Raw genomic sequence first — 12,850 nt, forward strand, 5'->3', positions numbered from 1 at the left:
GCAGAGTGTCAGGGAGTCACGATCTCGACCCCAGGAGGAACCGATGACGACCCGACTCAACCCCTACCTCTCGTTCGGAGACCAGGCGCGCGCGGCGATGGAGTTCTACCGGTCGGTGTTCGGGGGTGAGCTCACGCTCAGCACCTTCTCCGAGTTCGACCCCACGGTGGGCACGGGCACGGGCGCGGGCGACGGGATCATGCACGGACAGCTCGAGGCACCCAACGGGATGGTCCTCATGGGGGCGGACACACCTCCCGAGATGAGCGGCCCGACACCGAACGGCACGGTGTCCTTGAGTGGAGACGACGAGTCGGAGCTGCGCGGCTACTGGGACGGTCTCGCGGACGGTGCCCAGGTCACCGTGCCGCTGGAGAAGGCACCGTGGGGCGACTCGTTCGGCATGCTGACGGATCGGTTCGGTGTGGGCTGGATGGTCAACATCTCAGAGGCGGACTGACGTCGTGCCAGGTCGCATCGCCACCGCTGACACGGTCGACCGCGAGGCGCTGCTCGCGTTCCTGCGCGGCCGCAGCCATGCCGTGCTGCACACGACCCGCAAAGACGGGTCTCCACAGATGAGTCCCGTGACCTACGGAGTCGACGGTGCCGGGAGGGTGGTCGTCTCGACCTACCCCGAACGCGCCAAGGTCGCCAACCTCCGGCGGCGTCCCGCCGCCTCGGTCCTGTCGCTGGGGACGGACTTCAACGACGCCTGGGTGCAGGTGGACGGGACAGCCGAGGTCATCGATCTCCCGGACTCCGTCGAGCCGTTGGTGGAGTACTACCGGGCCATCTCGGGGGAGCACCCTGACTGGGACGAGTACCGTCGGGCGATGGTCGAGCAGGGCAAGTCGATCATCCGCATCTCGATCGAGCGGTGGGGGCCGGTCGCTACGGGCGGCTTCCCGCCTCGGCTGGCCGAGGGCTGACCGTGACGAGCTCCACCTCGTCGTCCTGACCCGGCCACCGACCGAGCAGGGCGTACGGCGACGGTGTCCCGCGCTGAAGGTCTGCGCCGACAAGCACGCGGCGGACCACCAGCGACGCCTGGTCGGCGTCGACGACTGTCTGCTCGGCGTCGCTGCGAGCCACCGGCGCCACCACCTCGGGGACCGGCGTGCCGGGCGAGCCGCTGCCTGTCACGAACGTCGTGGGCTCGCGCCGAACGAGGCCGGCATCGGTCTCGACGAACTCGTCCGCCTGGCGACCGCCCGTACGGATGGCCGCGAGTGCCGCCTGCACGTAGACGGGGTCGCCGCACCCGTCGTACACCCACCGCCGGCCCAGGACGGAGTGGTCCATGGTGGTGATCAACGCCGCATCGGCACCCTCGAGAGCGGACGCCCGGTAGGTCAGCGGCACCTGCAGGAGCGGACCTCCCGGTGTGCGGACGAGGAACGTCTCGATGCCGACCTCGCCGTCGGGATCGTCGAAACGGAAGGCGCCGACGCGCTCCAGCGCTCCGTCTGCCGCCGACCGACCCCACGGTTGCGTCGGCACCCACTGCTGGAGGAGCTCGAGCTTCGTCGGGCGGATCTCTGCCTGATAGAGGTGAGCCATGCCGACATCCCACCACGGCAGAGAGTCGCCGCGCCCGGTCAGACGACCGAGGCGCTCTCGCTCGGCTCGTCAGCCTCTGCCAGCTCCTGGTCGCGCTCCGCGCGGTGGCGCTTGAACGAGTACACGACCGCCGAGACCCACAGTGCGACGATGACGATGTACGCCACCGACCGCAGGCCCCCCGCGGCATCGATCCAGTCGCTCGTCAGCAGGGTCCGGGTGTTGGTGAGGATGATCAGACCGCCGACCAGCGACCCGAGGACACGCGGCGGGATGTGGCGGACCAGCCACGCCGCGATCGGCGCGGCGATCGCGCCGCCGATGAGCAGTGCCAGGGCCCAGGTGTAGTCGACGCCTGCCGACCCGATGCCGACGATGAATCCGAGGCTCGCGGCGATGGCCACGAGGAACTCGCTGGTGTCGATCGAGCCGATGGTCTTGCGGGGCTCGAGGCGTCCGCTGGCGAGGATCGCCGGTGTGCCGACCGGGCCCCAGCCACCCCCGCCGGTGGCGTCGACGAATCCTGCGAACAAGCCGAGGGGTGTGAGGAACCGCTTGCGGAGAGGCTTGCCGAGGTTGCCCTTGGGCAGCCCTTTCGCGGTGAACCGTACGAGGATGTACAGGCCGAGGGCCAGGAGGATCACCGACATCAGCGGCCCGGCTGCCTCGGTGGAGAGGCTCGAGAGGAATGTCGCACCGGCGAACGCGCCGATGGCGCCGGGGATGCCGATCTTGGCGACGACCTTCCAGTCCACGTTGCCGAACCTCCAGTGCGCCGCACCGGAGACCAGCGTCGTGCCGATCTCGGCCAGGTGCACGGTGGCCGACGCGGCCGCGGGGTTGGTCCCGATCGCCAGGAGGAGCGTCGTCGACGTCACCCCGTACGCCATGCCGAGGCTGCCGTCCACGAGCTGCGCGCCCAGCCCGACGAGCGAGAGCAGTACAAGAGTGCGCATTGTGTCCCCACGAGATTAGGTAAGTCACTAGGTTCGGTACACAATGACAGAGTTCCGATCACCGTGCAAGAAACTCGCCCGGTCGAGGTCGGACTAACGGCGCGTGCGGGGAACCCGCGTGACCCAGTACGGGGTCTGCGGGGTCGGGGGAGTCCCGAACCGGGCGTTAGGAAGATAGAGCCACGGTCCGAACGCCGCCACGGTGGTCGGGACGTCGAAGCGAGGGCTCGTGATCTGGTCGACCAGGCGGCCGGTCGTGCCCCGTCGGTCGAGGCGGAACACCGCGATCGTGTTCAGCCGGTTCTGGACGACGTACAGGGTGCGTCCTTGGAGGAGCATGCCGTCGCCGTTGGTGAGGACGTAGCCACCCAGGTCGACGATCCGCGTCCGGCCCGTCCTCGTGTCGACGCGGTGCAGCTCGCCGCGCTCGGACAGCACCACGAGCAGGGCGCGGCCGTCGGGGGTCTCGGTCAGCCCGTTGGCGCCGAAGCCGGTGCCCTGCTGCCAGTCCCCGGACAGCGGCAGCGTCACGACGTCGTCCGGGTCTGCCGGGCGCCCGCCGCGACGGAGGGGCACGCCGTACAGCTGCGGCTGCAGCGAGTCGGTGAACCAAGCGGTGCGCCTGGTCAGGACGACGTCGTTGACGAAGCCGGCGCCCGTCGTGAACGGGTACGACGCGAGGGTGGCACCGGTCCGGGTGTCCACGATGCGGCCGGTGCCGGAAGGACCCCCGGCGACGTACAACCGTCCTCGACGATCCGACTTGAGGCCGGCCGCGGCCGTACCCGGTCCCTGGCTGATGACCTCGCCCCTGCCGGTCCGCAGATCCACCTGGTAGATGTCGCCGTCGGCGAGCGAGCCGAACCACGCGGTCGGTCCAGGACCGATCGCGATGCCCTCGGGCTGGAAGCCGTCAGGGAGCGGGAACTCGGCCGGGAACGCCCGGGGTGTGGCGGTCGCCACCGACGTGGTGGGGGAGAGGACCGCTGCGCCCACGGCGAGCGCGATCGCGAGGACAAGTCGACGTGTACGCATGTCGTCACGCTAGACGCGTCACGCCTGTCCTGCACCGCCAAAGCAGCGTCAGGCGACGAAGATGCAGAACGGATGCCCCGAGAGGTCGGCGAACACGAACAATGCCTCGTCGGGATCGTCGCTGCGGTCGAGGATCAGCTCCGCGCCGAGCGCCTCGGCACGCTCTCGGTGGCGGTGCAGCGCGGAGGCGTCCGGGACTGTGAAGTCCAGGTGCAGCTGCATCGGGACGTCGTCCTTGGGCCAGGTCGTCCGCGTGAGCTTCTCGACCTTCTGGAAGGAGAGCACACGGTGGCCACTCTCATCGACCAGGACCAGCCAGTCCGGCTGACCGTCGTCGTCGGCACCGGGCTCGTCGCCGGCCCGGTAGTCGAGACCCAGGAGGTTGCGGTAGAACTCCGCGAGCTCACGGGGGATCGTCGAGTCGAGGACCGAGGTCTGGAGTTGGGGGTAGTCGCTCATGCCGCACCACGCTAGCGGGATCGTGCCTTACACGAGGCTCGCCGTGAGCCCGCCGTCGAGGACGTAGTGGCTTCCGGTGATCCACTCGGCGCGGTCGGAGGCCAGGAAGCAGGTGACCTCGGCGACGTCGGCCGGCGTCCCGAGCCGTCCCTGTTTCGCCCCGACGAGGTCGGCGAACGGGACCTGCGTGGCGTCCTCGAAGTCAGGCCGCAGCCGATCGACCATCTCCGTGTCGACGAAGCCGGGGCACACGGCGTTCACTCTGACCCCCGAGGCGCGGAGCTCGATGGCCGCGACGCGGGTGAGCTGGATGAGCGCCGCCTTGGTCGCGCAGTACGAACCCAGGAGCGGGCTGCCTCCGAGGCCGGCGACAGAGGCGATGTTGACGATGTTGCCGCCCGACTCGACGAGGTGGGGGACAGCCGCCTTCGTGGCCACGAACGGCCCGCGTACGTTGACGGCGAAGATCCTGTCGAAGCTCTCCGTCGACTGCGTCACGAGCGGACTCGACACCTCGATGCCGGCGTTGTTGACGAGCACGTCGAGCCCGCCCAGCAGGCCGACGGTCTCCGCGATCGCGGCACCGACGGCGGCCTCGTCGGAGACGTCGCAGCTCGCCGTACCCGCAGCGTCCAGCTCACGGCGAGTCTGCTCGGCGGCGTCGGCGTCCGCGTCGCTGATGACGACCCGTGCCCCGCGCTCGATCGCGAGCGCCGCGATGGCGCGACCGATGCCGCGGGCGGATCCGGTGACGAGGACGCGCTTTCCGGTGAGCTCTGACATGGGAGGAGGCTAGCGTCAGTCGTGGGCCAGGGGGTGGACCTCACCGAGGGCTGCTCGCCCGTCGGACGGATCGTCGGGCTCCCAGCGCAGCAGGTCGCCGGGCTGGCACTCGAGCACCTCGCAGAGGGCCGCGAGCGTCGTGAACCGTACGGCTTTGGCGCGCCCGTTCTTGAGGACGGCCAGGTTGGCGGGGGAGATGCCGACCCTCTCTGCCAGGCCGCCCACGGACATCTTGCGCTTGGCCAGCATCACGTCGATGTCGACGACGATCGGCATCAGATCACCTCGTCCAGCTCGGCACGGAGATGCTGCGCCTCGGTGTCGCGCGCGACCGCCTGCGCCAGAAGCATGCGCAGCACGAGGACCAGGAGAGCGACTCCCGCGATCATCGTCCCGAGCCCGCCGATCAGCAGGACGACGCCGGGGGCGACTGCTTCTCCGGGGGCGAGCACGACTCCTAGGGCATAGGTCAGAGCCGACGCGACGGCGATCGCACCGATCACGACGTCGACATAGCGGAACGCCGAGTGCGAGAAGACGGTGCCGCGACGCACCATCGTCAGCAGGCGCCACACACAGAGCATCGTGACCTGCGCAGTGGTGACGCCCAGCAGCACGATGAGGACGAACGGGACGCGCACCGCGGTCGGAGCGTCGTCGAGATCTGCGGCGAGCAGCGGCACCATCACCGCTTGGATGAAGACCGAGCCGACCAGCCCGATCACGATGACGATCCGCAACGCGAGAACGGCGAACTGTCCCATCGGCTTCTCCTCTATCGAAAGACGATGCTAACCTATCGTTATTCGATAGCCTCGGCAAGAGCGCCTCGTCCTCGGCCTAGGGTTTCCTGAGTGGGCACCACGCTGCGGTTCGCCGGTCGTATCGCCGGTTGGGGCACGGCTTCGGGGACGCGGTTCGTCGTCGGGCGATGGGATGTCTCGCCGTACGGATCCTTCGCGGACGTGATGCTCGAACGTCCCAGCGGGGAGCGGTCTCTGCTCGCGCCGTCGGAGGAGATCGCGCGGCTGGTCGCCTCCACCTACCAGTTCGACAGGGTCGAGGTCGTCCCCGTGGTCGTCGCCGACGCGCCACCGGGTGGACATCGGTGGCGGATCTCTGCCGGCCCGCTCGTCGCGGAGCTCACCATCGGAGGCCGGACCACGCTCGGCCGCCTGCTGCGGCTGGTCCCGCCTCGGGTGGCCACCTCGGTGAGCGCGACAAGGGTTACGGATCCGGTCGCGCGGCTCCTTCTGCAGGGCGTACGGACGCGGGGGAGCGCGGGGTCGGGCAGACGGGAGTACTACGGCGCGACGGACGTGCACCGTCTCGACGCCGTACGCACCTCCTGGGCGGGCGAGGACCTCGGACCCATGGGGGCGGTGGATCCTCCGGTGCGGTTCGGCTTCGGGTCCACGCCTGCGGCGCCGGCGGTGACGGACGTCGTGACCACGATCGTGCTGGCTGACAGCGCTCGGGGCGACGTCTGGGGATGATTCTGTCGGCGTTCGGTGGGAGGGTGTCGGCAAGGAGACGGAGACGAACGGAGCCAACGCCATGAGCCGCCAGATCCAGGTCACCTTCGACGCCCGCGACCCCCGAGCACTGTCGACGTTCTGGCGCGACGCGCTGGGATACGTGCACCCAGGCCCGCCGGGGGTCGAGCTCTCCGAGGGAGACGACCCGCTCGCTGCCTGGGACGAGTTCCTCGAGCGGCTGGGCATGCCGCGGGAGCAGTTCAACTCACGATCGGCCATCGAAGACCCGGAGGGCAAGGGCCCACGCATCTTCTTCCAGCAGGTGCCGGAGGACAAGGTCGCCAAAAATCGCGTCCACCTCGACGTGCGCGCTGCGCCTGGCCTCCAGGGAGTCGAGCGCATGGAGGCGTTGGAGGCGGAGTGCGAGCGCCTGGTGTCGCTCGGGGCGACGAGGGTGGGTCGCTACGAGCCCTCACCGCCGATGGGCGCGGGACACATCGTGATGACCGATCCCGAGGGCAACGAGTTCTGCCTGGACTGACACGTTCGTCGGCGCGGCGTCCGTGCGCGCTGCTACCCTCCGCGAATGCCCGCCGAGAGTGACGCCGGACCTGATCGCCTTCCGTCGAGGCGGCGCCACCTCTCCCGGCAGATCGCAGTGCTCGGTCTGTCAGCGGCGGCGGGGTTCGCCGCGATCGGCGTCGGCGTTCACACGTGGGTCAACGCCGGGCCGCGGATCGAGGATCACGGGTTCGACGAGAGCACCGCAGGCGTCGCGCTATCGAGCCCCGTGGCCGGCCCGGCGACATTGACGATGGATCTCGGACCGGTCTGCTTGGACGACGAAGGCTCGGTCGAGCTCGTGTCCGTCGTTCCCTATCGTCCGCTCAACGGGTTCAGAGTGACCGACTTCGGTCTCGTGGATTCGGTCGTGATCGGAGAGGCGACGACCTCGGGGATCGAGAACGAGCGCTCCACGTTCGCCGAAGCGCTCGAGGGCAGATCCGTGACACGGACCTTGACGCACGAGTGCGTGTCGGACGGGTCGTCTCCCAATCTGATCGTGGAGCTGCGCAAGCCTGCTGCTGAGAGCGTCCAGGCCCTCGGCTACCACGTCCACTACACCAGCGCGGGTCGCTTGCACCGGACCTTCAACGGCCTCGGCATGCACTTCTGCGAACGCGAGGCGCCTCGGTTCTGCGAACGGGTGTGATCGTCATCGCGGGATCGTGCAGGTCTGGATGTTTTCCTCGCCATTTGACCGGAACCATAAGACTAGGGACAGGTCGGTCACGCCGACGATTCTGAGACCTGCGGGGTCTTGCGGCAAGCCTCCACGTCCGTTATAGATCGAACATGAGGGCACCGGTGGGTGCTCTCTTCTGCTGTTCAGGCCACGGGCGGGAGGGGCGCAGGCTGTGATCTTGCCGAAGGTGCGTGACGACCGGTTCATCACGACCCGCCGGGGAGGGACGCTGACCGACTCCGATCACCGGCTCCTGGCGCTCTGGGCCGCTGCGTGCGCGGAGCACGTGCTCCACCTCTTCGAGTCGGTCCAGCCTGGGGACCCGCGGCCGCGCTTCGCGATCGAGCAGGTACGAGCGTGGGGGAGAGGCGAGATCCGCATGTCCGAGTCCCGCGCCGCGGGCGGGCACGCCATGGCGGCGGCACGAGACCTGCGTGGTGCGGCACGACACGCCGCCTTTGCCGCGGGTCAGGCGGCGGTGACTGCGCACGTCGCCGCCCACGAGCTCGGCGCTGCGGCGTACGCGATCAAGGCGGCGCGCGCTGCCGCGCCCGCCGCCGCCCAGGACGCCGGACGGATGGAGTGCCGGTGGCAGCGCGAACAGCTTCCCGAGGCGATCCGTGACCTCGTCCTTGATGATCAGCGGCTCCGCAATCAGATCTGCTGGTCGGTGTTCGACTCAGTCCCCCCTGTCTGAGGCCGACTGGCCGTCACTCGAGATACAACCGGAAGCCCTCGGCCTCGGCCTGGAAGCCAAGACTGCGATACAGGTCGTGGGCGCCGTCGGAGGCATGCCGTTTGTGGGTGAGCAGCTGCACCTTGTAGGCCCCGGCGGCTCCAGCGTCCCGCAACAGGGTCTGCAGAAGGAGACTCGCCACTCCTCGACGCCTGTGCGCGTACGTCACGACCACCGCCTCGATGAAGGCGGTGGGCCGGCAGTCATAGGTGAGGTTGGGCAGCAGAGACAGGCACGCGGTTCCGACGGCGCCACTGTGGCACTCCGCGAGGTAGACCGTCACGTCCGACGTGCGCTGAATACGGGCCCACGTCGTGCTCTGGCGAGGTGATGCCTCGGGCGCCGCGGATGGAGGCGCCGGCACCGGAGCCAGTGCCTCGTTCTCTGCGAGGACTCCGAGCACGCTCGAGAGATCGTCGTCGCTCACTGCTGGGCGCACCCGATAGCGTGTCTCCACGCACGGCAGCCTAGGCGCTGGATGTCAGTAGTAGCAGGCAGGATCATCGACATGGACGGACGTGCTGTCGCGGTCACCGGTGCCGCGTCGGGCTTGGGCCGGCACATCGCGGTCGAGCTGCTCACCCGGGGCCGTCCGGTCATCCTTCTCGATCGGGACTCCGACGGCCTGGATGCTGCGGTCGATGAGCTCGGCGGGCAGGGGAGTCGAGCGACGGTGTCGGCGGTCGTGGCCGACCTGTCCACGCTGGACGGCATCCACGCGGCGGCTGACGAGCTGACCGGGCGATCAGACCTGGGCGGGCTGGTGAACAACGCGGGCGGCTGGCTTCCGGGCGATCAATATCCCGACGCGGACCCGGACGCGTGGCTGTCGGCGATCACCCTGAACCTCCTCGCCCCTATGCTGCTCACGCAACGGTTGTGGGCCAGGCTCGCGACGGGCGGTGGCGCGGTGGTCACGATCGGCTCCAGCGGAGGGATCGGTGACGACGCCTACGGGTCACCTGAGTACGCCGCGGCGAAGGCCGGCATCCGACGATTCACCACCAGCCTCTCCGCGCGCACCGACGTGCGCGTCATGGCGGTCGTCCCGGGGTGGATCGGCCTCGAGCGCGCTCACCGTGAGTGGGCTGCGCTGTCGCCCGAGCAGCAGCATGACGTCGGACCGCTCATCCCGCCGGCGGATGTTGCCGGCGTCGTCGTCTCACTCCTGACCGACGGCAGTCCAGGCGAGGTCGTCGACCTGATCGTCACCGCTTAGACGGTCAGCTCGACAGGTCTTTGAAGTACCGGGCTACCGGCCAGCGCTCGAAACCCGCAGTCTCGTAGGCGGCCCGTGCAGGGGCGTGGCCGGGATCATCGCCGGTCTCCACCATCACCATCAGCATCCCGGCCTCGCGCCCCCGCTCAAACGACCGATCCATGAGCGCCCGCGCGATGCCTTCACGCTGACGAGATGGATCGACGGCGATGACGTAGAGCTCGCTCATGCTGTCCTCGGGGTGCATCTTCGTGCAGACCCACCCGACTGGATCGGATCCGTCGAGCGCGACGTCGACGCTCTCCGACTCGTGGGCCAGCACTTCCTCGAGGTCTGCGTACTGGCGGGCGCGCCAGCCGTCCGGATAGAACGCGTCGTAGACGAACGGAGAGACGGCCGACTGCATCAGCGGAAAGACAGGCTCCCAAGCCCGGATAGCCAGGTCGAGAAGCGCCTCGCGGTGCGCCTCCGCGTACGGGACGATGGTGAGCATGCGGGCAACCCTACGATGCAGCGAACCCCGCTCTCGCGCCTAACCACGCACTCCCGACAGTGCGCCGATAAGCGACATTATGTCAATCTGCAATCCGTCAGCCAACCGCTCCACTGCCCGCGCCGGGATCCCTACGACTTCCACTGTGCTTGGATCGAACGCATGCCGAGCTCGTTGATCGAAGTCAGACGTGAGTACACGGATGCTCAGGAGGTGGCGTTGATGGACGCAGTGCATAACGCCCTCGTGGCTGCATTCAAGATCCCTGTCGAGGACCGGAACGTTCGGGTGCTCACCTACCGACCACATCAGATGGTTCACGGCACCGAGCCCGGGGTGGCCGATAGCTACACGCGAGTCACGATCGATTGCTTCTCTGGGCGCTCATTGGACGCTAAGCGTGCCCTCTATCGGGAGGCAACCCACCGGCTCGGCGCGCTCGGTGTACCGCCGCACAACGTCAGCATTCTGCTGCGAGAGTCACCGATCGAGAACTGGGCTTGGGACGGGCAGGCAGCATGCGATCACGATCTTGGCTTCACGGTTGAGGTGTGAGGTCCCGAACACTCGAGTCAGCCTGAATCGGCCGGACCCAGCGTCGCCACTCCTTCTGGGAGGCAAATCCTTCGGAGCGCCATATCGACTGACCAAGGTCATTGCTTTCCAACACCATCGCGTCCAGGCGGGTGGCGCCCAGGTCGGTCAGCCGTTCGGTAGCAGCAACTAGCAGCTGCCCACCGACACCTCGCGACGTGCGTCAGGGTGAACCGCGAGTCGGTAGAGATGAGCACGCCAGCCGTCCCAACCAGCGATGACGCTCCCGACGATGCGACCATCCATCTCCGCGATGAACAACGCCTGCGAGTCACGCGCCAGAAGCGTCTCGACGGAACGCGCGGAATCAGCCGGACGTGCATCGTTCTCCGCGGCCTCCTCCCAGAGAGCCATCACAGACGGCACATCCACACGCGTCGCGTTCCGGATCGAAACTCTCACCTGAGCGACCGTATCGCTTCGGCATGCAACCTGAACCGGAGGGAACGAGGCCTCGTGCATGTCCAGGTGCGCTTCGATTTCGCACAGACTTGATACGCAGGGTTTCCAGTACCGCCCTGCGTACTGCATGAGGGGTCTCTACATCTTGCTCGCGACCACCATGTAGTTCTCGGCCTCACGTTCGAAGGTGCTCACGTCCGTCCGGAGTCCGACCCGGTGCAGCTCGAGTTCCAGTTCCTCGTGCCGGTAGGGCCAGCAGGACAGCAGTTCCGAGCGAACAAGAACCCGCCCGGTCGCATCAAACTGCGCGATCGCAATCTCGATGTGGTGCTCCTCCTCCCAATGCGGCGCAATCTCCCAGCGGTAGACCACGACGGCATCGCGACCGTTCCGGCGGACGAGTCGGTCACTGATGTCCAGCCGGGAACCCCTGGACCGCACGAGCTCCCAAGCGCGGGATGTGAGCACCAGGCGCCCGCCAGGGCGCAGAAGCCGTGACATCGACTCCAGAGCAGCAACCCTGCCTGGCGCTCCCGCGGCATGATGCAGCGAGTTGCCAACGCAGAACACCATGTCGAACGTGCCGTCCTCAAAATGGTCGGGCAACTCTTCCCAGGTCGCCCGCATGGCCCGTACGGATGCCCCGAACTCCTCAGACAACTCTGCAGTCCGACGAACCATCGCTTCGCTGGCGTCAGTTGCGACAACCTGCATGCCACGACCGGCGAGGCCAACCGCCAACTGTCCGGTTCCGCACGAACAGTCGAGGACGTGAGCGTTCGACGGCAGGAGACTGAGGACGTCATCGAATGACGCAGCGAACTCGGCGGGAGGCAACTTTGCATCCGAGATGAGCCATTCGTACACCTCGGCAAGCACGTCATAATCCGTCACAACCCACAACCTCCGTCACGCGGCAGACTCACGCCGGGACGTCAGTCCATCAGCGGGGCAAGCCGGGCACCAATGGTTTTCGCAGCCCGCTCCCCTATCCTCACCTCCTCCCACCTGGCCGTCTGACCTGCGAAAACGTCGACGCAACCGTTTGCGAAAACTTCCCGACGAACCTAGGAGACGGCCTCCAAGCCGAAGAAGATGAACCCGATGAAGCGGCTGGGGTCGGGCTCGCTCGTCGGAAGCAGCTCCGGTGGCGTATCGGGCGACACCGGCGGCTCGCTGATCGCCGAGATGCGAAACCCCGCCGCGGTGAACGACTCCGACATTGCGCTCAGGGAGCGGTACCAGATCGTCAGTGTCGCGGTGACACCGTCGAAGTCGTACGCCTCCTCGTTTGGCACAGTCTCGAAGTAATTCACCTCGGGGTACATCACCGGCGGGATGGCCGGGTGATTGACCACCACGATCAGCCGGCCACCGGGCTTCAGCACCCGGCGCAACTCCACCAGCGGCCGCGACCAGTCCTCGAGGTAGTGCAGCACGAGGACGGCCAGCACGTCATCGAACGCCGCATCGTCGTACGGAAGCGGCTGCGTCAGATCGGCCAACTGCAAGTCGGCTTCGCCTCCGAGCCGCTCCCGGGCTAGCTGGATCATCGCGGGGCTCGCGTCGAATCCGGCCACACTCGCGCCTCGCTCCCTCAGATCGCGGAGGAGCGGCCCGGATCCACAGCCAGCGTCCAGGATCCGACGCCCGGCAACGTTCCCGAGCAGGTCCAGCACCCCGGGTCGTGCGTACCACCTGTTGAACAGACCGTTCTCGTTCGCCCTCGCGTACGCGGCAGCGAAGGCGTCATAGTGGTCCGGCCGCTGCTCAGGGATCCGCGTTTCGGAGGTCATGTCACGCCACTCTGCCAGTTGAGAGGGGCGGCGGGTGTCGACGCCCGCGCGGCCAACCGGCTTCTGAAACTGGTGGAATGGAGCACCCCA

At 67.9% G+C, this 12,850-nt stretch carries 20 protein-coding genes; 8 read left to right on the forward strand and 12 right to left on the reverse strand.

Annotation, left to right across the window (positions count from 1 at the left end):
• Nucleotides 1-43: 43 nt before the first annotated feature.
• Together KV100_RS04665 and KV100_RS04670 are read left to right on the forward strand one after the other, a co-directional pair.
• Entirely contained in the window at nucleotides 44-460 is a 417-nt protein-coding gene (locus tag KV100_RS04665) for a VOC family protein (RefSeq protein WP_220341717.1), read from the forward strand.
• A 4-nt stretch (nucleotides 461-464) separates the two neighbouring features.
• Nucleotides 465-932 carry a PPOX class F420-dependent oxidoreductase gene (locus tag KV100_RS04670; protein WP_220341718.1) on the forward strand — a complete coding sequence of 156 codons (468 nt, stop codon included), beginning with the start codon at nucleotides 465-467 and terminating at the stop codon, nucleotides 930-932.
• On the opposite strand, the gene KV100_RS04675 is transcribed toward KV100_RS04670, so the two are convergent.
• The 7 genes from KV100_RS04675 to KV100_RS04705 form a co-directional block, all read right to left on the reverse strand.
• Entirely contained in the window at nucleotides 895-1,563 is a 669-nt protein-coding gene (locus KV100_RS04675; protein ID WP_220341719.1) for a hypothetical protein, read from the reverse strand. The genes KV100_RS04670 and KV100_RS04675 overlap by 38 nt on opposite strands.
• A 38-nt stretch (nucleotides 1,564-1,601) precedes the next feature.
• Nucleotides 1,602-2,519, reverse strand: coding sequence for a sulfite exporter TauE/SafE family protein (locus tag KV100_RS04680; RefSeq protein ID WP_220341720.1), 918 nt, complete (start codon nucleotides 2,517-2,519; stop codon nucleotides 1,602-1,604).
• 93 nt (nucleotides 2,520-2,612) lie between these two features.
• Nucleotides 2,613-3,554 carry an SMP-30/gluconolactonase/LRE family protein gene (locus KV100_RS04685; RefSeq protein ID WP_220341721.1) on the reverse strand — a complete coding sequence of 314 codons (942 nt, stop codon included), beginning with the start codon at nucleotides 3,552-3,554 and terminating at the stop codon, nucleotides 2,613-2,615.
• A gap of 48 nt (nucleotides 3,555-3,602) precedes the next feature.
• Nucleotides 3,603-4,013 (reverse strand): VOC family protein, encoded by a 411-nt coding sequence (locus KV100_RS04690; RefSeq protein ID WP_220341722.1) that lies wholly within the window; start codon nucleotides 4,011-4,013, stop codon nucleotides 3,603-3,605.
• Between the two features lie 27 nt (nucleotides 4,014-4,040).
• A complete protein-coding gene (locus tag KV100_RS04695) occupies nucleotides 4,041-4,796 on the reverse strand; it encodes an SDR family NAD(P)-dependent oxidoreductase (protein ID WP_220341723.1) in 756 nt (251 codons plus the stop codon).
• Nucleotides 4,797-4,811: 15 nt separating this feature from the next.
• Nucleotides 4,812-5,072 (reverse strand): helix-turn-helix transcriptional regulator, encoded by a 261-nt coding sequence (locus KV100_RS04700; protein WP_220341724.1) that lies wholly within the window; start codon nucleotides 5,070-5,072, stop codon nucleotides 4,812-4,814.
• The gene (locus KV100_RS04705; protein ID WP_220341725.1) at nucleotides 5,072-5,560 is read right to left on the reverse strand and encodes a DUF2975 domain-containing protein; all 489 of its coding nucleotides are present in this window, start codon (nucleotides 5,558-5,560) and stop codon (nucleotides 5,072-5,074) included. The genes KV100_RS04700 and KV100_RS04705 overlap by 1 nt, the downstream gene beginning before the upstream one ends.
• Before the next feature lie 90 nt (nucleotides 5,561-5,650).
• Here KV100_RS04705 and KV100_RS04710 point away from each other — a divergent pair, with 90 nt between their 5' ends.
• The 4 genes from KV100_RS04710 to KV100_RS04725 all read left to right on the forward strand — a co-directional run bounded on the left by KV100_RS04710 (nucleotide 5,651) and on the right by KV100_RS04725 (nucleotide 8,217).
• Nucleotides 5,651-6,292: a hypothetical protein gene (locus KV100_RS04710; protein WP_220341726.1), complete on the forward strand. Its 642-nt coding sequence runs from the start codon at nucleotides 5,651-5,653 to the stop codon at nucleotides 6,290-6,292.
• 61 nt (nucleotides 6,293-6,353) lie between these two features.
• The gene (locus KV100_RS04715; RefSeq protein WP_220341727.1) at nucleotides 6,354-6,815 is read left to right on the forward strand and encodes a VOC family protein; all 462 of its coding nucleotides are present in this window, start codon (nucleotides 6,354-6,356) and stop codon (nucleotides 6,813-6,815) included.
• Between the two features lie 45 nt (nucleotides 6,816-6,860).
• Nucleotides 6,861-7,487 carry a hypothetical protein gene (locus tag KV100_RS04720; protein ID WP_220341728.1) on the forward strand — a complete coding sequence of 209 codons (627 nt, stop codon included), beginning with the start codon at nucleotides 6,861-6,863 and terminating at the stop codon, nucleotides 7,485-7,487.
• Between the two features lie 205 nt (nucleotides 7,488-7,692).
• Complete coding sequence (locus tag KV100_RS04725) at nucleotides 7,693-8,217, forward strand: putative immunity protein (protein ID WP_220341729.1); 525 nt, start codon at nucleotides 7,693-7,695, stop codon at nucleotides 8,215-8,217.
• A 13-nt stretch (nucleotides 8,218-8,230) separates the two neighbouring features.
• Here KV100_RS04725 and KV100_RS04730 read toward each other — a convergent pair whose 3' ends face one another.
• Complete coding sequence (locus KV100_RS04730; RefSeq protein ID WP_220341730.1) at nucleotides 8,231-8,713, reverse strand: GNAT family N-acetyltransferase; 483 nt, start codon at nucleotides 8,711-8,713, stop codon at nucleotides 8,231-8,233.
• 51 nt (nucleotides 8,714-8,764) lie between these two features.
• Here KV100_RS04730 and KV100_RS04735 point away from each other — a divergent pair, with 51 nt between their 5' ends.
• Nucleotides 8,765-9,475 carry an SDR family NAD(P)-dependent oxidoreductase gene (locus KV100_RS04735; RefSeq protein ID WP_220341731.1) on the forward strand — a complete coding sequence of 237 codons (711 nt, stop codon included), beginning with the start codon at nucleotides 8,765-8,767 and terminating at the stop codon, nucleotides 9,473-9,475.
• A 4-nt stretch (nucleotides 9,476-9,479) separates the two neighbouring features.
• On the opposite strand, the gene KV100_RS04740 is transcribed toward KV100_RS04735, so the two are convergent.
• Nucleotides 9,480-9,968 carry a GNAT family N-acetyltransferase gene (locus KV100_RS04740; RefSeq protein WP_220341732.1) on the reverse strand — a complete coding sequence of 163 codons (489 nt, stop codon included), beginning with the start codon at nucleotides 9,966-9,968 and terminating at the stop codon, nucleotides 9,480-9,482.
• Nucleotides 9,969-10,130: 162 nt separating this feature from the next.
• On the opposite strand from KV100_RS04740, the gene KV100_RS04745 reads away from it, so the two are divergent.
• Nucleotides 10,131-10,523 (forward strand): tautomerase family protein, encoded by a 393-nt coding sequence (locus KV100_RS04745; protein WP_220341733.1) that lies wholly within the window; start codon nucleotides 10,131-10,133, stop codon nucleotides 10,521-10,523.
• Nucleotides 10,524-10,691: 168 nt separating this feature from the next.
• Here the strand turns inward: KV100_RS04745 and KV100_RS20030 are convergent, their stop codons facing one another.
• The 3 genes from KV100_RS20030 to KV100_RS04760 all read right to left on the reverse strand — a co-directional run bounded on the left by KV100_RS20030 (nucleotide 10,692) and on the right by KV100_RS04760 (nucleotide 12,760).
• Nucleotides 10,692-11,093, reverse strand: a complete 402-nt coding sequence (locus KV100_RS20030; RefSeq protein ID WP_308291334.1) for a GNAT family N-acetyltransferase — start codon at nucleotides 11,091-11,093, stop codon at nucleotides 10,692-10,694.
• Nucleotides 11,094-11,102: 9 nt separating this feature from the next.
• Nucleotides 11,103-11,858, reverse strand: coding sequence for a class I SAM-dependent methyltransferase (locus KV100_RS04755; RefSeq protein WP_220341734.1), 756 nt, complete (start codon nucleotides 11,856-11,858; stop codon nucleotides 11,103-11,105).
• A gap of 173 nt (nucleotides 11,859-12,031) precedes the next feature.
• A complete protein-coding gene (locus KV100_RS04760; protein ID WP_220341735.1) occupies nucleotides 12,032-12,760 on the reverse strand; it encodes a class I SAM-dependent methyltransferase in 729 nt (242 codons plus the stop codon).
• Nucleotides 12,761-12,850: the final 90 nt, after the last annotated feature.

Source organism: Mumia sp. zg.B21, from assembly GCF_019550855.1.
GTDB lineage: Bacteria > Actinomycetota > Actinomycetes > Propionibacteriales > Nocardioidaceae > Mumia.